The organism is Mycobacterium sp. (assembly GCF_035653355.1).
GTDB lineage: Bacteria > Actinomycetota > Actinomycetes > Mycobacteriales > Mycobacteriaceae > Mycobacterium.
The window spans coordinates 18,854-36,463 of the sequence record NZ_DASRBZ010000147.1; the positions used below are offsets into that span (position 1 = coordinate 18,854).

The window sequence follows — 17,610 nt, forward strand, 5'->3', positions numbered from 1 at the left end:
CGGCTCATGCCGATACCTCTTGCCTGCTGCGGTCCCGTTGACCGTCGACGCCGTAGTGGCGCAGGAAGATTTCCTCCAGGGTCGGCGGCTGACTGACCAGGCTGCGCACACCGGCATCGCCGAGAACCCGAATCACCTCGCCGAGGCTTTCGCTGTCGACGTGGGCACGCACGGTTTTTCCTTCGACGCTGACGTTTTCCACACCTTTGATTCGCGTGAGATCGCCCGGATCGCCGATCATTTCGGCCTTGATCGAGGTTCGGCTGAGATGGCGCATGTCGTCCAGGGAACCGCTCTCGACGGTCTTGCCGGCCCGGATGATGGTCACTCGATCGCAAACCGCCTCGGTTTCGGCCAGGATGTGGCTTGACAGCAGTGTGGTCACGCCGCGAACGCGTGCTTCGCGAACGCACTCTTGAAAGACGTGCTCCATCAACGGGTCTAGGCCACTGCTGGGCTCGTCGAGCAGCAGGAGTCGTGCGTGCGAGGAGAACGCGGATATCAGCGAGACCTTTTGGCGATTGCCCTTCGAATAGGTGCGGGCCTTCTTGCGTGGGTCGAGGTCGAAGCGTTCGATCAATTCCGCACGCCGCTTCTCATCGATGCCGCCGCGCATGCGGGCCAGCAAGTCGATTGTCTCACCGCCGGTGAGATTCGGCCACAAGGTCACATCGCCTGGCACATAGGCGATCTGGCGATGTAACTCCACGGCGTCGGTCCATGGGTCGCCGCCCAACAGGCGGGCTGTGCCTCCGTCGGCTTTCACGACACCGAGCAAAATGCGGATGGTCGTCGACTTGCCCGCCCCGTTGGGGCCGAGGAAGCCATGCACCTCGCCTTCGCGCACTGTGAGGTCCAATCCGTCCAGCGCCCGGACTGCGCCGAAGTTCTTTGTCAGTCCACGAATCTCGATAGCAGCCTGGGGGTTGTCATTCGGCATGGGCTTCTCCTTGGTCGGCTTGTGCTTCGGCTTGGGCCAGGAATGCGTCGTACATGGTCCGGTCCGCCATTAGGCCTTCGGAGTAGACCTCGAGGGCTGGCAGCACCATGTCGCGTGCGTAGTCGCGCAGCACCGCCCCCAGATCCGTCGGCGTTTCGTGCATCTGGAGATAGAGCAGAAAGCCGCCGCCGCCGGTGATCGCGAGATACTTTGCTCTGGCCTTGGGGTCGCGGCTGGGCTTGAGCGTGCCGGATCTGACGCCTTCGTCGAGATACTCCTCGGCGTTGTCGATCATCCTGCGCCACAGCACTTTTGCCAGGTCTCCGCCGGATTGCATGCTGCGCACAAGGTAGGCCATCAGCGGGGCGTAGGACTCGATCTCGGACATCTGGGCGAACCAGGTGGCGGGATCGTTGGACCGCATCGCTTCGGACTTTTCGCTGCGAATCTCCTCGGCGACGTAGTCGTCGCAGGCTTTGCGCAAGCCTTCCTTGGAGCCAAAGTGGTGGATTACCAGCGCGGCGCTGACCCCTGCCGCTTCGGCGATCCTCCGGAGTCCGACGTCGAAGCCATGCTCGCCGAACTGCTCGATGGCCGCATCGCGAATCCGAGCGGCCGCGGTCAGATCGGCTGAACGCATGTTCAGTAGACTAAACATGCGTTCAGCCACCGGTCAAGGGTGGCATGCGTTAGAGATCCGTAAAGACTCAGTCGCGGACGGCGGCCAGCAGTCCGTCGCCGAGCGGTACCAATGCGGGAGTCAGGCGTTCGTTTTCGGCGATGAGCCGCGCCGCCTCGCGCACCGCTGCCACCTCCGCGTCATGAGCGGCAGGGTCGTTCGCCCGCCCGCCCAGCGCCGCCCGGTGCATCACGACAACACCACCCGAACGGAGCAGCCGAACGCCCTCGACAACGTAATCCGGCTGGTCGAGGGGATCGGCGTCGATGAACACCAGGTCGTAGGACTCGTCGGCAAGCCGGGTGAGTACGTCTTGAGCCCGCCCGCTGATCAGCCGGGTGCGCGACGGCGCGACGCCGGCCTCAGCGAAGGCCTGTTTGGCGATCCGCAGGTACTCCGGCTCGATGTCGATGGTGGTCAAGACGCCGTCGTCGCGCATGCCCGACAGCAGCCACAGGCCGCTTACCCCGGCACCGGTGCCCACCTCCACGACGCTCTTGCCGCCGCTGAGCTTGACCAGCAGGCTCAGCAGCGCACCGACCGCCGGCGTCACGGCGCTGGCCCCAATTTCCACCGCACGGTCGCGGGCCGCCGCCAGGATGGCATCCTCAGAGATAGAGCCCTCGGCGTGCGCCAACAGCGATTCGGCCCGGCTGGTCGCGGCTGCCTGGCCGGAAGTGTGGTTGATGGTGGCCATGCCCGCAGCGTAGGTGCTATCGGGGTCGCTCCCGGGCAGGCGCGCCCGGTGCCACGGTGGCGACACGCCCGGAGCATGGCGAGTGTTCAAGGTCACAGCGTTGGGAATAACCGCAGTACGTGAGGTGACCGGCGCTGTTTCTCAGTGAAAGCTCAGTTTGCTCATATACCTGCCACACCCCGATGCGCGACGGTGTCTGCATGCAACGCCGGGAACGCTGGTTGGGGAATATGCCCGAGCCCCCTAGCGTTGCGGGCGATGACGAACTGCCGACGCTTGACGGCAGTCTCAATCCGGAGGATTTCATCATCACCACGTTGATCAGCCCGGCGAGCATGTCGCATCCCGAGCGGTATCGCGACGCCGACTGGGTGGAAGTGTCCGACGAGCCTTACGGCACCGCAGTTTTCGACGCGACCGGAGACAAGGCGACGATGCCGTCGTGGGACGAGCTGGTGCGCCAGCATGCCGACCGGGTGTACCGGCTGGCCTACCGGCTGTCCGGCAACCAGCACGACGCGGAAGACCTTACCCAGGAAACCTTTATCCGCGTCTTCCGTTCGGTGCAGAACTATCAACCGGGCACCTTCGAAGGCTGGTTGCACCGCATTACCACGAACCTGTTTTTGGACATGGTGCGTCGGCGTGGCCGCATCCGGATGGAGGCCTTGCCCGAGGACTACGACCGGGTGCCTGCCGACGAACCCAACCCCGAGCAGGTCTACCACGATGCGCGGCTGGCGCCTGACCTGCAGGCCGCGCTGGATTCACTGCCGCCGGAGTTTCGCGCTGCGGTGGTGTTGTGTGACATCGAAGGTCTGTCCTACGAGGAGATCGGCGCCACTTTGGGTGTCAAACTCGGCACCGTGCGTAGCCGCATCCACCGGGGTCGCCAGGCGCTGCGCGACTACCTGGCGGCCCATCCCGAGCATGACGGGCGCGCAACAGACGACGCCGCCGAAAAGTCGGCGTAGTGCGCGCCGGCGGTTCGTCGGCTGTTCCCGGGTGTCCTGCGGAGGGTCGCGCGCTACATTCAAAGTAGTGCCGCCCAGGTCAATGCAACATCGAGAGGAGCCGGTGATGGCCGATCGGGGACAGGTGTTCCGCCGAGCGTTCTCCTGGCTGCCTTCGCAGTTCGCCTCCCAAAGCAACCTGCCCGTGGGCGCGCCGCGTCAGTTCGGCTCTACCGAGCACCTGTCCACCGAGGCCATCGCGGCGTTTGTCGACGGTGAATTGCGGATGAATGCGCATCTACGCGCCGCGCATCACCTGTCGCTGTGCCCGCAGTGTGCCGCCGAAGTGGAGGATCAAAGCCGGGCACGCGCGGCACTGCGCGACTCCCGTCCGATCCAAATCCCCAGCACGCTGCTCGGGATGCTGTCGCAGATCCCATACTCGCGGCTGGACGATGCCGCCTGGGCTGACGACGATGCCGCAGGACCCGACCTGTCCGACCAGCTGGCCGATGGCGGCGCGCATGACCGGCGCAAACGCCGGTAGGGTGGACAAGCCGGCGCGCAACGCCGTGCACGTGCCGACACGCGCGTTCTCTCGAGCGCCTAGAAGAGGTTGACGTGAGCTCCGACCAGGACTACCACGGCGCCCATCGGCTGGCGCCGCGCCCCATTTCCCGGCCACCGGTCGATCCGGCCTCGAGCCAGGCGTTCGGCCGCCCCGCGGGAGTGCAGGGCTCGTTCGTGGCAGAAGGTGTGCGCCCGCAGAAGTACCGGAACCAAGCCGAGTTCGTCCCGCATGAGCAGCCGGCCGACCCGGTGCTGGCCGAAGCCTTCGGCCGCCCGTTTCCCGAGGCCGAGTCGCTCCAGCGTCACCCGGCCGATGCCGGCGCTCTCGATGGCGACAAAGGCAAAGACGCGGCGGACCAAGCCGAAGACCCCTGGCGCGACCCCGCAGCGGCCGCCGCGCTGGGCACGCCGGCGTTGGCGCCACCGGCTCCCCAAACCCGGTTCGGCTACGGCGACAAGCTCGGTGTGCGCGATGTGCTGTTCGGCGGAAAGGTGTCCTACCGCGCGCTGATCGTCCTGGGCGTAGTCGCGCTGCTGATCGGACTGCTCGGCGGATGGGTCGGCCGCAAGACAGCCGAGGTGGCCGAGGCTTTCACCACCTCCAAGGTGACGCTCTCCACCAACGGCAACGCCGAAGAGCCAGCCGGCCGGTTCGCCAAGGTGGCCGCCTCGACCGCCGACTCAGTCGTGACCGTACAGTCGGTCAGCGACCAGGAGGGCACCCAGGGCTCGGGAGTCGTCATCGACGGTCGCGGCTACATCGTCACCAACAACCACGTCATCTCCGATGCGGCGAACAATCCGAGCCAGTACAAGACGACGGTGGTGTTCAACGACGGCAAAGAAGTGCCGGCCAATCTGGTCGGCCGTGACCCCAAGACCGACCTGGCCGTGCTCAAGGTGGACAACGTCAACAATCTGACGGTCGCCCGCCTCGGCGATTCGGACAAGGTCCGCGTCGGCGACGAGGTGCTGGCGGCCGGCGCGCCGCTGGGCCTGCGCAGCACCGTCACCCACGGGATCGTCAGCGCCGTACACCGCCCGGTTCCGCTGTCCGGTGAAGGCTCGGACACCGACACCGTGATCGACGCGGTGCAGACCGACGCCTCCATCAACCACGGCAACTCCGGTGGCCCGCTGATCGACATGGACTCCCAAGTGATCGGCATCAATACCGCCGGCAAGTCGCTGTCCGACAGCGCCAGCGGGCTGGGCTTCGCGATCCCGGTCAACGAGACCAAGGTGGTCGCGCAGGCCCTGATCCGGGACGGCAAGATCGTGCACCCGACGCTGGGGGTCAGTGCCCGCTCGGTGAGCAACGCGATCGCAAAGGGCGCCCAGGTGGCCAACGTGAAGGCGGGCAGCCCCGCTGAGAAGGGCGGCATCCTGGAAAACGACGTGGTGGTCAAGGTGGGCAACCGCAGCGTCGCTGACGCCGACGAGTTCGTCGTCGCCGTGCGTCAGCTGACGGTCGGGCAAGACGCGCCGATCGAGGTGGTCCGCGACGGTCGGCATGTCACTCTCACCGTCAAACCCGGCCCGGACACCAGTTAGGTGTTCGCCAACGTCGGCTGGGGGGAAATGCTCGTCCTGGTGATGGTCGGGCTGGTGATCCTTGGGCCTGAGCGGCTTCCGGGCGCGATCCGCTGGACAGCGAACGCACTGCGCCAGGCGCGCGACTACCTCAGCGACATGAGCAACCAGCTGCGCGAGGACATCGGACCGGAGTTCGACGATTTGCGCCAACCGCTGAGCGAATTGCAGAAACTCCGCGGTATGACGCCCCGCGCGGCGCTGACCAAGCACCTGCTCGACGGCGACGACTCGCTCTTCAGTGTTTTCGATCGGCCGTTGAGCAAGCAGGACGGCGTGCCGGCGGAGCCGGCGCCCCCCAGCGGAGCTCCGTCTTCTCGGCTATCGGATTCGGGCACCGAACGGTTTACCCCGTTCGACAGCGACGCGACCTAAATCCTTTAGTGCCGAGTGGGGTCGAGTCCCAGTGACATACCGGCAAGACCGCGGCGCCGGCTAGACAAGGCGTCGGCGACGCTGCGCAGTTCTTTGCCCACCGGTGAGTCGGGCGAGCTGAGCACGATCGGCACACCTGAGTCGCCGGCGGCGACCAGCGCGGGATCCAACGGGATTTGCCCCAGCAGCGGCACGTCGGCGCCGACCGCACGGGAAAGTCGCTCGGCGACCTGCGGGCCGCCGCCCTCACCGAACACTTGCAGTTTCGAGCCGTCGGGCAAGACCAGCCACGACATGTTTTCCACCACGCCGACGACGCGCTGGCGGGTCTGCAACGCAATGCTGCCGGCCCGCTCGGCCACCTCGGCGGCCGCCAGCTGCGGTGTGGTGACGACGAGAATTTCGGCGTTCGGGATCAACTGCGCCACCGAGATGGCGACATCGCCCGTGCCCGGCGGCAGGTCGAGCAGCAGCACGTCCAGATCGCCCCAGTACACATCGGCCAGGAACTGCTGCAATGCCCGGTGCAGCATCGGGCCGCGCCACGCCACCGGGGCGTTGCCCTGGGTAAACATCGCGATGGAGATCACCCTGACGTCGTGGGCGATGGGCGGCAGAATCATCGACTCGACCTGAGTAGGCCGATCGGTGGTGCCCATCATCCGCGGAATGGAATGACCGTGGATATCCGCGTCGAGCACCCCGACAGACAATCCGCGTGCAGCCATCGCGGCGGCCAGGTTGACCGTCACGGTGGACTTGCCGACTCCGCCCTTGCCGGACGCGACCGCGTATACCCGGGTCAGTGAGCCCGGCTGGGCGAACGGGATCACCGGTTCGCGGGCGTCGCCGCGCAATTGCTTGCGCAGCTCGGTGCGCTGCTCGTCGCTCATCACATCGAGGCTGACCTTCACCGCGCCGGTGCCGGGAACATCAGCGACGGCGTGGGCGACACGCTCACTGATTTCGGTCTTCTTCGGGCAGGCCGCCGTCGTCAGGTAGATCTCGACGTGCACCGCACGATCCGGTCCCACGTTGACACCTTTGACCATCCCCAGGTCGGTGATGGGGCGCCGCAATTCGGGATCGATCACCTTGGCCAGCGCCGCACGGATAGCGGCGGTCAGGTCGGTGGCGTCATCGTGGGTATCAGACATCACCGCCGAGTGTAGGCGGGCGACGATGCGGGCTGGTCAGTTGCCCGCAGCAGCTACCGGGGGCGGTCCAGCCGCGGTCGATGGCGCGGGGGCTGGCGCCGGCCCGGGCTGGGATCCTGTCGACGACGCGGGGGCGGCCGGGCTCTGGTGCTGGACGGCGGCCGGTGGTGCCGCCGGCGCGGCGCCTGGCTGTTGAGGTCCGGGGCCCGGTCGGGCCGGTTGCGGACCGGCGGCCGGAGCGCCCACTTGCGGGCCTGGCTGCGGCCCAGCGGGCGGCGCGGCCGGCGGAGCTGCCGGCATCCCGGGCGACATCGCGTCAGCTGGCGGCGGGGCCAGCCACGGTGGTATGCCCGCCGCCTGCTGCGGAGTGGGGTCTTGGCCGATGCAAATGACGGTGCAGGACGGCGCGCGGGTTGTCGGCGACTGCCACGGCCACATCGGTTGCTGCGCGGACGCGGTGGGCTGGCCGCTCAGATCGATCAGCGGCATCTGCGCCAGCGGGTCCATCGACGGCAGGCCATGGATGTTGATCGGCAAACCGGGCCCAAGCCCTTCCGGATTGTTCTCCAGGTGTATGTCGGCGATCGGCGGGGGAGCGCCGACGAGCGGCGGCAGGTCAACCGGCACGACGCCGGTGGCATACGCCGCTGCCCACCCCAACACGTTCTGGGCGTACGGCATCGAGTTGTTGTAGCGCAGGATCGCGCTCATCACCTGCGACGCGTCCCGCAAGTTGAGCCCACCGCTGCACAGGTATCGGGCAGCAGCCAGCGTGGAGTCGTACAGGTTCTGCGGGTCGGCCACGCCGTCGCCGTCGCCGTCGGACGCGTAGTGCGCCCAGGTCCCCGGCAGGAACTGCATGGGCCCCATCGCACGGGCGTAGGTCACCCGGCCCGCGACGCTGCTCTGAACGATGACCGCGTTGCCGGGCAGGGTGCCGTCCAGCGACGGGCCGTAAATGGGCCGAACCGCCGTGCCGTGGGCGTCGGTGGCGCCGCCGCCCGCATGCATGGACTCGATGCGTCCGATGCCGGCCAGCAGATTCCAGCTGACACCGCAGCCCGGATCCGACGCGGCCATGATCTGTTCGGCGTTGCGGTAAGCCGACAGTGCGATTTTCGGGATGCCCAGCACGCCAGGCGTATTCACCACGAACGCCGGCGGCGGAGCCGACAGGGTGCCGGCCGCGATGCGGAATCTGCTCGGCGGGTGCGCCACCGCGATGACGGTCGGGCGGGACAGATCGCCGGGGGCTGGGGCGACCGCCGCGACGGGGGTGATGGCGGCGCCTCGCACGGCGGGTGCGGGTCCCGGGAAACGGGGGGCCGCAGCGCCGACTGCTCCGGCGAACATCAACGGGGTGATCATCGCGACGCCGAACGCCGGCGTCCGCGTCACGCGGGCGAGCTGCTGCGGCAGGGACGTGACGGCAGTGGCGCTGATCGCCGGTGTGTGCGCTAGCCGCTCGCGCAGGGACGCGACGGCCGCTGCGGTTAACGCCGGTGTCCGTGCCAGCCGATCACGCAGGGAAGCAATCTGGGCTCTGCCAAATGCTGGTGTCCTCGCCAGGCGCACTACTCGTTGCCGTATGGCCGCGAAGGTCGGGCGTGCACCCGAACGTCCCCCTATGCGCACTCGACCGTCCTCAGTTGTGACTCAAACGTCCGTCAAAACCCAAAGGCATCGTGAACTAGGTCACCATACATAACTCTGGTGACTGCAGTGGCAACAATGGCGGAGTTGCCTGACGAGGACGCGGCGCCCGGGAACGAGCCGGTTTCAGCTGTGCCGCTTGGCGCGAACGTCGGCGCCGTCTGGCGCATGGACCGGCTTTTCCGGTTGCCGCTCCTCCAGAAGCTCGCGCAGGCTTTCCAATTCGTGGCGCAGGTACTCGCGGGTCTTTTGGACCTCGCCGATGGCCAGCCGCAGCGCCGCCAGCTCGCGAGCCAGGTACTCGGTGTCGGCCTTGGTCTGCGCGGCGCGGCGACGATCTTCTTCGAGTGCGACGCGGTCACGGTTCTCCTGACGGTTCTGGGCCAGCAGGATCAGCGGCGCCGCATACGCGGCCTGCGTGGAGAACGCCAGGTTGAGCAGGATGAACGGGTACGGGTCCCAGCGCAAACTGGCCGCGTAGGCGTTGATCACAATCCACGCGATCACCACCACGGTCTGCAGCAGCAGGTAGCGCCCGGTGCCGAAGAAGCGGGCGATCGACTCGGTGATCCGGCCGACCGCTTCGGGGTCGACCCGCGGCGTGAGCGCCGGTGAGGTGCGCGGGGTGTAGAGGCGCTGCCGTGGCGAGGGCTTGCTCACAACGCTCTCCCGACGCCGTCGAGCTCCGGTTCTTCGATGGCCTCACGCCAGTCGGGCGGTAACAGGTGGTCGAGCACATCGTCGACGGTCACCGCCCCGAGTAGGTGATTTTGGTCGTCCAGCACCGGCCCGCAGAGCAGGTTGTAGGCGGCGAAATAGCGCGTCAAGGGGGCCAGTGGCAGCTCCGGGGTCAGGGCGGGCAGATCGGCGTCGACGATTCCGCCGACCAGGGCGGCCGGTGGCTCACGCAGCAGCCGCTGCAGATGCACACAACCCAGGTAGCGGCCGGTCGGAGTGGCCGTTGGCGGGCGCGTGACGAAGACCAGGGAAGCCAGCGCCGGGGTGAGGTCGGGGTCGCGCACCCGGGCCAGGGCTTCGGCGACGGATGTGTCCGGTGTCAGCACGATCGGATCGGACGTCATCAAGCCGCCGGCGGTATTGGGGGAGTGTTTCAGCAGCCGTCGCACCGGGTCGGATTCGCCGGGATCCATGTGCCCCAAGAGCGTTTCGGCTTCGGCCGGATTCATGGTGCCCAGCACGTCCGCCGCGTCATCGGGCTCCATTTCCTCCAGCACATCGGCTGCGCGTTCGGTGCCCAGGTGCTTCAGCAGGTCCGCTTGGTCGTCCTCCGGGAGCTCTTGCAGGATGTCGGCCAGTCGGTCGTCGTCGAGGGCGTTGACCACCTCGTAGCGCCGCTTTGGCGGCAGTTCTCGGATGGCGTCCGCCACCTCCACCGGCCGCAAGCCCTCGAACTGTTGCAGCAGTTGCGCCACGGCCTGTCCCGGCATTGCCAGTGCCGACGGTGTCAGGCCAACGACGTTGTGCCAGTCGACGACATGGACCGCGCCACGCCGGCCTAGCCGCCGCGGAATCCGCACGGCCACCCGGCTGACCATCCAGTCGCGTGTTCGGATCTGCTCGATTCCAAGATCGGTGATCACGAGGTCGGTGTCGGCCAACTGAGGTAGGTCAGGGTCGTTGACCCGTACCCGGGTGTCGAGCACTTGGCCCAGCACCAGCACCTCGCCGGGCCGCTGCTGGAAGCGGCGCAGCGACACGTTTGCGGTGTTGAGGGTGACCCCGTGGGGCTCGATCGCCGCGACCCGCAGGATCGGCACGAAAATCCGGCGCCGCGTCACCAGTTCGACCACCAGCCCAAGGACGCGCGGTTGCTGGCGAACAATGCTGATGCTGATCACGACGTCGCGGACGCGCCCGAGAGATTCGCCGAGCGGGCCCAGTACCGGCATTTTCGCCAGCCGTGCCACGTAGACCCTGTTGACCGACGTCATGGTTGAAAGAGTAGGAGTGAGAGCGTGAACAACGCCTATCGACCCCGCCGGACCTGCCTGTCGGTGCCGGGCAGCAGCGACAAGATGATCGAGAAGGCCAAAGGCCTGCCCGCCGACGAGGTTTTCCTCGACCTCGAAGATGCCGTCGCACCGGAAGCGAAGGCCTCGGCGCGCACCCGGGTGGCCGCCGCGCTTGGCGAGCCGGGCTGGGCCGGGCAGCTGCGCGGTGTTCGGGTCAACGACTGGACGACGCCATGGACGCACGCCGACCTCATCGAGGTGGTCTCGGCCGTCGGCGCCGCACCCGGCGCCCGGCTCGACGTCGTGGTGTTGCCGAAGGTCTCCGACGCCGCGCATGTTCAGGCGCTCGATCTGCTGCTGACCCAGCTGGAAACGGTCCACGGACTGCCTGTCGGTGGCATCGGCATCGACGCGCAGATCGAAGACGCCCGTGGCCTGACGAATGTCAACGCCATCGCTGCTGTGCCGCGGGTGCAGGCGCTGGTCCTCGGCCCCGCCGACCTGATGGCCAGCCTCAACATGCGCACTCGCGTGGTCGGCGAACAACCTGAGGGCTACGACGTCGGAGACGCCTACCACCATGCGCTGATGACGATCCTGGTCGCCGCCCGCGCCCGCGGCGTCGCCGCGATCGACGGGCCTTACCTCAAGGTGCGCGATATCGAAGCGTTCCGCCGGGTCGCGGGCCGGTCGGCGGCGCTCGGCTACGACGGCAAATGGGTGTTGCATCCGGACCAGATCGCTGCGGGCAACGAGATTTTCAGTCCCCGCCAAGACGAATACGACCATGCCGAGTTGGTGCTGGAGGCCTACGAATGGCACACCTCGGCTGCCGGGGGCGCGCGCGGCGCGGTGATGCTCGGCGACGAGATGATCGACGAGGCCAGCCGCAAAATGGCACTGGTCATCGCGGCGAAAGGGCGCGCGGCGGGAATGCGGCGCCAGTCCGGTCCGTTCGTGCCGCCGACCGATGGCGAGCAGCGCGTTAACGCAGCGCGTAGATCGTGACGATCAAGCTCACCAGCAGGGTGGCTACGCCGACCACGATGCCGGCGACGGCCAGGCCGTAGCCCTCCTGGCGGGTCTGCTTGATCTGGTTGAGTGCCACCGCGCCCAACACGATGCCGACGATGGAACCGATCCCGCACAGCAACCCGATGAACGACGAAACTAGCGAGGCGATCGCCAGCGTGTTGGTCCCCGACTGCGATGGCGCTCCGTAGCCGCCCGGGTATTCCGGCCCCGGGTAGCCACCCGGATACGGCTGGCCGTAGCCGCCTGCCGAAGAGCCGTATTCCGGCGGCACCGGCGGGTACGACGGGCCGCCGTAGCCGGAGGCGTCCTGATATCCAGGGGGCGGACCGCCCGCCGGAGGATGACCGCCCGCCGGGGGATAACCGGCCTGCGGGTACCCGGGCGGCGGATAAGCCGGCGGTGGATACCCCGACGGCGTCGATCCCGGCTCGAACCCGGACGGTGGTGGCTCGTATCCCGAGTACGCCGGCTCGCCGGAAGCACCCCGATCAGACGGTGTGTGCCCGGCCGAGTGCGGCCTGTTGGCGTCGTCGTGCGCGTTCTCGCCGGAACCGCCGCCGGGAGTTGTCATGCGTCTCAACCTAGCCTATGAACTGGTGGCATGTGCGGTCATAACCGTGGGCACCAACGGCGGATTTGGCACGTTGGGCAAGATAACGACGCGGCGAACATGACGGCCCGCGCAGAGGAGAATGAGGATCGATGACCAGCCCCTTCCAGCCCGGACAGGTTCCCGGCGCGACATCCGGCAGCCCCGCCGCCAGTCGGCGTGGCGTGCCTGCCCTGCCGACCCCGCCGAAAGGCTGGCCGGTCGGGTCCTATCCCACGTATGCCGAGGCGCAGCGAGCCGTGGACTACCTGTCCGAGCAGGAATTCCCGGTCGAGCAGGTGACCATCGTCGGGGTCGACCTGATGCAAGTCGAACGCGTGACCGGCCGGCTGACCTGGCCCAAAGTGCTCGGCGGCGGCATGCTCACCGGCGCATGGCTGGGCCTGTTCATTGGCCTGGTCCTTGGCTTCTTCAGCCCCAACCCGTGGGCTGCGTTGGGCACCGGTTTGGTCGCCGGTGTCTTCTTCGGGTTGATCACTTCCGCTGTTCCTTACGCCATGGCCCGCGGCACAAGGGATTTCAGCTCGACAATGCAATTGGTGGCGGGCCGTTACGACGTGCTGTGCGATCCGCAAAACGCCGAACGGGCGCGAGATTTGCTGGCACGCCTGGCGATCTGACGCCTAACCTGCCTGTTGCCGTCGCGCCGAGCCCGCCGCAAGTGTTGCAAATCGCGCGTAGCTGGCTCTACGGTTCTGGCGCGGGATAGCGGGATAATCCCCGACGAAGAGAGGCGGGTTTGGTGGCAAGTCGTCGCGTACGCGCACGGCGGCTGTGCGCCGTGGCGTCGGCGGCACTGACCACGGCGTCGCTGCTGTTGGCCTGTGGGCGGGGCAGCGGCGGACTGGTGATCAGCCTCTACACGCCGGCCGACGACAGCGGCACCTACACCGCGATCGCCAAACGCTGCACCGACCAGGTCGGAGGGCGCTACTCCATCCAGCAGATCAGTTTGCCCAGATCGGCCGACGACCAGCGGCTGCAATTGGCCCGCAGGATCACCGGCAACGACCGCACGCTCGATGTGATGGGCCTCGACGTGGTGTGGACCGCGGAATTCGCCGAGGCGGGCTGGGCGCTACCGCTCTCCGACGACCCGGCCAAACTCGCCGAATCCGACGCGACCGCCGACACGTTGCCCGGTCCGCTCGCCACAGCTCGATGGCAGCACAAGCCCTACGCGGCACCGATCGCCACGAACACACAATTGCTTTGGTACCGAGCCGATTTGATGAACCAGCCACCGACGACGTGGGACGGCATGGTGGCCGAGGCGGCTCGGCTGCACGCGGAGGGCAAGCCCAGCTGGATCGCCGTGCAGGCCAAGCAGTATGAGGGACTCGTGGTCTGGTTCAACACCTTGCTGACCAGCGCCGGCGGTCAGGTGCTCTCCGACGACGGCAAGACCGTCACGCTGACCGACACGCCAGCGCACCGGGCCGCAACCGTCAAGGCGCTGCAGATCATGAAAGCGGTGGCGACCGCGCCCGGCGCCGACCCGTCGATCACGCAGACCGACGAGAGCACCGCGCGGCTGGCGCTCGAAGCCGGCAGGGCCGCTTTGGAAGTCAACTGGCCGTTCGTGCTGCCGTCGATGCTGGAGAACGCCGTGAAGGGCGGGGTGTCGTTCCTGCCGCTCAACCAAAACCCCGATTTAGCCGGAAGCATCAACGGCATCGGCATGTTCACGCCCACCGATCAGCAATACCGGGCCGCGTACGACACCAGCAAAAAGGTGTTCGGGTTCGCGCCGTATCCGGGCGTGCAGCCCGGTCAGCCGGCCAAGGTCACGATCGGCGGGCTCAACCTGGCGGTGGCCAAGACGACCCGCCACAAGGCGGAGGCATTCGAAGCCGTTCGCTGCCTGCGCAGCCTGCAGAACCAGAAGTATCTGTCGATCCGGGGCGGTCTTCCGGCGGTGCGCACCTCGCTGTATTCCGACCCGCAGTTCCAGGCGAAGTACCCGCAGTACGACATCATCCGCCAGCAACTCACCAGCGCGGCAGTTCGGCCCGCCACCCCGCTGTATCAGGCGGTCTCGACGCGGATCTCTTCGACGCTGGCTCCCATCACCGCCATCGACCCGGAACGCACGGCCGATGCGCTGACCGCGCAGGTGCAAAAGGCCATCGACGGCAAGGGGCTGATCCCATGACGGCAGCCGTCGCCGAACGCTCGGCTGCAGCACCCGGTACCGCCCCGACCGAATCCCGCAAATCCGAACGGCGGCTGGCGTTCCTTCTCATCGCTCCCGCGGTGATCTTGATGCTGGCGGTAACGGCGTATCCGGTCGGCTACGCCGTCTGGTTGAGCTTGCAGCGCTATAACTTCGCTACCCCTGCGTCCACCCGGTTCATCGGCCTGGCCAACTACCAAACCGTGCTGACCGACCGGCTGTGGTGGACCGCGTTCGTGGTGACGCTCGCGATCACGGTGATTTCGGTGGCGATCGAGTTCGTAGTGGGCCTGGCGTTGGCGCTGGTGATGCATCGCACCGTCTTCGGCAAGGGCGTGGTACGCACTGCCGTTCTGGTTCCGTACGGCATCGTCACCGTGGCAGCGTCCTACAGCTGGTACTACGCCTGGACACCGGGCACCGGGTATCTGGCCAACCTGTTGCCGCAAGGCAGTGCGCCGCTGACCCAACAGATTCCGTCGCTCGGCATCGTCATCCTCGCCGAGGTGTGGAAGACCACCCCGTTCATGGCGCTGCTGCTCCTGGCCGGGCTGGCATTGGTGCCCGAGGATCTACTGAAGGCGGCCCAAGTCGACGGCGCGGGGGCATGGCGGCGGCTCACCAAAGTCATCTTGCCGTTGATGAAACCGGCGATCCTGGTCGCGCTGCTGTTCCGGACCTTGGACGCGTTTCGCATCTTCGACAACATCTATGTGCTCACCGGCGGCTCCAACAACACCGAATCGGTGTCAATCCTGGGTTACGACAACCTATTCAGGGGCTTCAACCTCGGTCTCGGCTCGGCGATATCGGTGCTGATTTTCTGCTGCGTGGCCATCATCGCGGTCCTCTTCGTCAAGGTGTTCGGCGCCTCGGCCCCGGGAGCGGACGGCGGCGAGCGGGCATGAGAGGAAGCCATGGCTGAGCGGGTCAGCGCCAGACGTGCAGTCAGCTGGGCGGTCATCGACACCCTGGTGGTGCTTTACGCGCTGGTGCCGGTGCTGTGGATCTTGTCGCTGTCGCTGAAGCCGACGTCAACGGTCAAGGACGGCAAGCTGCTTCCGTCAGCGGTGACCTTCGAGAACTATCTCGCTATCTTCCGGGGCAATTTCTTCACCTCCGCATTGATCAACTCGATCGGAATCGGTTTGATCACCACCGCGATCGCAGTCGTTATCGGCGCTATGGCGGCCTACGCGGTGGCGCGGCTGGCATTCCCCGGCAAAAGGCTACTCATCGGCGCGGCCCTGTTGATCGCGATGTTTCCCCAAATATCGCTCGTCACGCCAATTTTCAACATTGAACGCAAATTGGGCCTCTTCAACACCTGGCCGGGGTTGATCATCCCGTACATCACGTTCGCATTGCCGCTGGCCATCTACACGCTGTCGGCGTTTTTCCGGGAGATCCCCTGGGATCTGGAAAAGGCAGCGAAGATGGACGGCGCCACACCCGCCCAGGCTTTCCGCAAGGTGATCGCGCCGCTAGCCGCACCGGGGATCGTGACCGCGGCCATCCTGGTGTTCATCTTCGCCTGGAACGACCTGCTGCTGGCGTTGTCGTTGACGGCCACCAAAGCATCAATCACCGCGCCGGTGGCGATAGTCAACTTTCCCGGCAGTTCCCAATTCGAAGAGCCAACCGGTTCCATCGCGGCCGGCGCGATGGTGATCACGATCCCGATTATCGTTTTTGTTTTAATCTTCCAACGAAGGATTGTTGCCGGGTTGACCTCAGGTGCGGTGAAGGGATAGCTCGATGGCCGAGATTGTGTTGGACAGGGTGACCAAGAGTTACCCCGACGGCGCGACGGCCGTGAAGGAATTGAGCATTACCATCGCCGACGGCGAGTTTGTCATCTTGGTGGGGCCTTCGGGGTGCGGTAAGACCACGACACTGAACATGATTGCAGGCCTGGAGGATATTTCCTCCGGAGAATTGCGCATCGACGGTAAACGCGTGAACGAGAAGGCGCCCAAGGACCGCGACATCGCGATGGTGTTCCAGTCATATGCGCTCTATCCCCATATGACGGTGCGGCAGAATATCGCCTTCCCGCTGACCTTGGCGAAGAAGAAGAAGGCAGAGATCGCCGAGAAGGTCGAGGAGACCGCGAAAATCCTTGACCTGACTGACTTTTTGGATCGTAAGCCTTCGCAGTTGTCCGGTGGGCAGCGCCAGCGCGTCGCGATGGGCCGCGCTATTGTGCGGCACCCCAAGGCATTCCTGATGGACGAGCCGTTGTCGAACCTCGACGCCAAGCTACGGGTGCAGATGCGCGGCGAGATCGCGCGGTTGCAGCGGCGGCTGGGCACCACCACCGTCTACGTGACCCACGACCAAACCGAGGCGATGACACTCGGCGACCGGGTGGTGGTGATGCGCGGGGGCGTGGCACAGCAGATCGGCACTCCCGACGAGCTCTACGAACGGCCGGTCAACCTGTTCGTCGCCGGGTTTATCGGCTCGCCGGCGATGAACTTCTTTCCCGCCACACTCACACCTACCGGGCTGACTCTGCCGTTCGGGGAGGTGACGCTGACTCAGCCGGTTCTTGACGTGATCGCTCAGCATCCCAAGCCGCAGAACGTCATTGTCGGGATACGGCCCGAGCATCTTGCCGATGCCGCGCTGATTGACGCCTACCAACGCCTTCAGGCGCTGATCTTCGAGGTAAAGGTCGACATGGTCGAATCGCTGGGCGCTGACAAATATGTGTACTTCACCACCGCCGGCTGGGACGTGCATTCGGCTCAACTTGCCGAGCTGGCCGAAGAATCGGACGGTCAGGAAAATCAGTTCGTCGCCCGCGTCCCCCACGAGTCCAAGGCAGCCAAAGGGCAGTCTCTCGAATTAGCTTGCGACACTTTGAAACTTGTGGTCTTCGACGCCGACTCCGGCGTCAATCTGACCATTCCGCCACCTGAGTGACTCAGGGGAGTCAGAGCCAGTCGCGGTGCCGGAAGTTGCGGTACAGCAGCACGCATGCGCCGATCATCACGGTCATCACGACCGGGTAGCCCCAATACCAGTGCAATATGGGCATGTACTTGAAGTTCATGCCGTAGATGCCGGCGATCATGGTGGGAACACCCAAGATTGCCGCCCAGGCCGAGATCTTGCGCATGTCGATGTTCTGCTGCATGCCCACCTGGGCAAGCGCGGCTTGCACCAGTGAGGTGAGCATTTCGTCGTAGCT

General features: G+C 66.3%; 19 protein-coding genes. 10 read left to right on the plus strand and 9 right to left on the minus strand.

Annotation, left to right across the window (positions count from 1 at the left end; genetic code table 11):
- Positions 1-4: 4 nt before the first annotated feature.
- From VFA16_RS04815 to VFA16_RS04825, 3 genes are all read right to left on the minus strand, one after another.
- Positions 5-940 (minus strand): ABC transporter ATP-binding protein, encoded by a 936-nt coding sequence (locus tag VFA16_RS04815; RefSeq protein ID WP_324966713.1) that lies wholly within the window; start codon positions 938-940, stop codon positions 5-7.
- The gene (locus VFA16_RS04820; RefSeq protein WP_324966714.1) at positions 930-1,580 is read right to left on the minus strand and encodes a TetR/AcrR family transcriptional regulator; all 651 of its coding nucleotides are present in this window, start codon (positions 1,578-1,580) and stop codon (positions 930-932) included. Before VFA16_RS04820 ends, VFA16_RS04815 begins: the two co-directional genes overlap by 11 nt.
- Positions 1,581-1,647: 67 nt before the next feature.
- Positions 1,648-2,316: an O-methyltransferase gene (locus VFA16_RS04825; protein ID WP_324966715.1), complete on the minus strand. Its 669-nt coding sequence runs from the start codon at positions 2,314-2,316 to the stop codon at positions 1,648-1,650.
- A gap of 200 nt (positions 2,317-2,516) precedes the next feature.
- Between VFA16_RS04825 and sigE the strand changes: the two genes are divergently transcribed.
- From sigE to tatB, 4 genes are all read left to right on the plus strand, one after another.
- Positions 2,517-3,290, plus strand: a complete 774-nt coding sequence (gene sigE, locus VFA16_RS04830) for an RNA polymerase sigma factor SigE (RefSeq protein ID WP_324966716.1) — start codon at positions 2,517-2,519, stop codon at positions 3,288-3,290.
- A gap of 106 nt (positions 3,291-3,396) precedes the next feature.
- The gene (rseA, locus tag VFA16_RS04835; RefSeq protein WP_324966717.1) at positions 3,397-3,816 is read left to right on the plus strand and encodes an anti-sigma E factor RseA; all 420 of its coding nucleotides are present in this window, start codon (positions 3,397-3,399) and stop codon (positions 3,814-3,816) included.
- Between the two features lie 74 nt (positions 3,817-3,890).
- Positions 3,891-5,393 (plus strand): S1C family serine protease, encoded by a 1,503-nt coding sequence (locus VFA16_RS04840; protein WP_324966718.1) that lies wholly within the window; start codon positions 3,891-3,893, stop codon positions 5,391-5,393.
- The gene (gene tatB / locus VFA16_RS04845) at positions 5,394-5,807 is read left to right on the plus strand and encodes a Sec-independent protein translocase protein TatB (RefSeq protein ID WP_324966719.1); all 414 of its coding nucleotides are present in this window, start codon (positions 5,394-5,396) and stop codon (positions 5,805-5,807) included. It abuts the gene before it with no gap.
- Between the two features lie 5 nt (positions 5,808-5,812).
- Here tatB and VFA16_RS04850 read toward each other — a convergent pair whose 3' ends face one another.
- The 4 genes from VFA16_RS04850 to VFA16_RS04865 all read right to left on the minus strand — a co-directional run bounded on the left by VFA16_RS04850 (position 5,813) and on the right by VFA16_RS04865 (position 10,569).
- The gene (locus tag VFA16_RS04850; protein ID WP_324966732.1) at positions 5,813-6,991 is read right to left on the minus strand and encodes an Mrp/NBP35 family ATP-binding protein; all 1,179 of its coding nucleotides are present in this window, start codon (positions 6,989-6,991) and stop codon (positions 5,813-5,815) included.
- 9 nt (positions 6,992-7,000) lie between these two features.
- A complete protein-coding gene (locus tag VFA16_RS04855; RefSeq protein WP_324966733.1) occupies positions 7,001-8,332 on the minus strand; it encodes a lytic transglycosylase domain-containing protein in 1,332 nt (443 codons plus the stop codon).
- 411 nt (positions 8,333-8,743) lie between these two features.
- Positions 8,744-9,277, minus strand: a complete 534-nt coding sequence (locus VFA16_RS04860) for a DUF1003 domain-containing protein (RefSeq protein ID WP_324966720.1) — start codon at positions 9,275-9,277, stop codon at positions 8,744-8,746.
- Positions 9,274-10,569, minus strand: coding sequence for a magnesium transporter MgtE N-terminal domain-containing protein (locus VFA16_RS04865; protein WP_324966721.1), 1,296 nt, complete (start codon positions 10,567-10,569; stop codon positions 9,274-9,276). Before VFA16_RS04865 ends, VFA16_RS04860 begins: the two co-directional genes overlap by 4 nt.
- Before the next feature lie 24 nt (positions 10,570-10,593).
- Here VFA16_RS04865 and VFA16_RS04870 point away from each other — a divergent pair, with 24 nt between their 5' ends.
- Positions 10,594-11,598, plus strand: coding sequence for a CoA ester lyase (locus tag VFA16_RS04870; protein ID WP_324966722.1), 1,005 nt, complete (start codon positions 10,594-10,596; stop codon positions 11,596-11,598).
- On the opposite strand, the gene VFA16_RS04875 is transcribed toward VFA16_RS04870, so the two are convergent.
- Positions 11,576-12,196 carry a DUF4190 domain-containing protein gene (locus tag VFA16_RS04875; RefSeq protein ID WP_324966723.1) on the minus strand — a complete coding sequence of 207 codons (621 nt, stop codon included), beginning with the start codon at positions 12,194-12,196 and terminating at the stop codon, positions 11,576-11,578. The genes VFA16_RS04870 and VFA16_RS04875 overlap by 23 nt on opposite strands.
- A gap of 131 nt (positions 12,197-12,327) precedes the next feature.
- On the opposite strand from VFA16_RS04875, the gene VFA16_RS04880 reads away from it, so the two are divergent.
- The 5 genes from VFA16_RS04880 (at position 12,328) to VFA16_RS04900 (ending at position 17,342) form a co-directional block, all read left to right on the plus strand.
- The gene (locus VFA16_RS04880; RefSeq protein ID WP_324966724.1) at positions 12,328-12,855 is read left to right on the plus strand and encodes a general stress protein; all 528 of its coding nucleotides are present in this window, start codon (positions 12,328-12,330) and stop codon (positions 12,853-12,855) included.
- A 122-nt stretch (positions 12,856-12,977) separates the two neighbouring features.
- Positions 12,978-14,390, plus strand: coding sequence for an ABC transporter substrate-binding protein (locus VFA16_RS04885; protein WP_324966725.1), 1,413 nt, complete (start codon positions 12,978-12,980; stop codon positions 14,388-14,390).
- Complete coding sequence (locus VFA16_RS04890; RefSeq protein WP_324966726.1) at positions 14,387-15,319, plus strand: sugar ABC transporter permease; 933 nt, start codon at positions 14,387-14,389, stop codon at positions 15,317-15,319. Before VFA16_RS04885 ends, VFA16_RS04890 begins: the two co-directional genes overlap by 4 nt.
- A 9-nt stretch (positions 15,320-15,328) precedes the next feature.
- The gene (locus tag VFA16_RS04895) at positions 15,329-16,165 is read left to right on the plus strand and encodes a carbohydrate ABC transporter permease (RefSeq protein ID WP_324966727.1); all 837 of its coding nucleotides are present in this window, start codon (positions 15,329-15,331) and stop codon (positions 16,163-16,165) included.
- A gap of 4 nt (positions 16,166-16,169) precedes the next feature.
- Positions 16,170-17,342, plus strand: coding sequence for a sn-glycerol-3-phosphate ABC transporter ATP-binding protein UgpC (locus VFA16_RS04900; RefSeq protein WP_324966728.1), 1,173 nt, complete (start codon positions 16,170-16,172; stop codon positions 17,340-17,342).
- 10 nt (positions 17,343-17,352) lie between these two features.
- On the opposite strand, the gene VFA16_RS04905 is transcribed toward VFA16_RS04900, so the two are convergent.
- Positions 17,353-17,610, minus strand: a 258-nt coding sequence (locus VFA16_RS04905) for a CorA family divalent cation transporter (protein ID WP_324966729.1), incomplete at its 5' end; no start/stop codon positions are given.

Coding starts and splice junctions, on each gene's coding strand:
- VFA16_RS04825 (WP_324966715.1), bottom strand. CDS start 2,316: ATGGCCACCATCAACCACACTTCCGGCCAGGCAGCCGCGACCAGCCGG.
- VFA16_RS04815 (WP_324966713.1), bottom strand. CDS start 940: ATGCCGAATGACAACCCCCAGGCTGCTATCGAGATTCGTGGACTGACA.
- VFA16_RS04890 (WP_324966726.1), top strand. CDS start 14,387: ATGACGGCAGCCGTCGCCGAACGCTCGGCTGCAGCACCCGGTACCGCC.
- sigE (WP_324966716.1), top strand. CDS start 2,517: ATGCAACGCCGGGAACGCTGGTTGGGGAATATGCCCGAGCCCCCTAGC.
- VFA16_RS04855 (WP_324966733.1), bottom strand. CDS start 8,332: ATGATCACCCCGTTGATGTTCGCCGGAGCAGTCGGCGCTGCGGCCCCC.
- VFA16_RS04875 (WP_324966723.1), bottom strand. CDS start 12,196: ATGACAACTCCCGGCGGCGGTTCCGGCGAGAACGCGCACGACGACGCC.
- VFA16_RS04820 (WP_324966714.1), bottom strand. CDS start 1,580: ATGCGTTCAGCCGATCTGACCGCGGCCGCTCGGATTCGCGATGCGGCC.
- VFA16_RS04865 (WP_324966721.1), bottom strand. CDS start 10,569: ATGACGTCGGTCAACAGGGTCTACGTGGCACGGCTGGCGAAAATGCCG.
- VFA16_RS04880 (WP_324966724.1), top strand. CDS start 12,328: ATGACCAGCCCCTTCCAGCCCGGACAGGTTCCCGGCGCGACATCCGGC.
- VFA16_RS04895 (WP_324966727.1), top strand. CDS start 15,329: ATGGCTGAGCGGGTCAGCGCCAGACGTGCAGTCAGCTGGGCGGTCATC.
- rseA (WP_324966717.1), top strand. CDS start 3,397: ATGGCCGATCGGGGACAGGTGTTCCGCCGAGCGTTCTCCTGGCTGCCT.
- VFA16_RS04900 (WP_324966728.1), top strand. CDS start 16,170: ATGGCCGAGATTGTGTTGGACAGGGTGACCAAGAGTTACCCCGACGGC.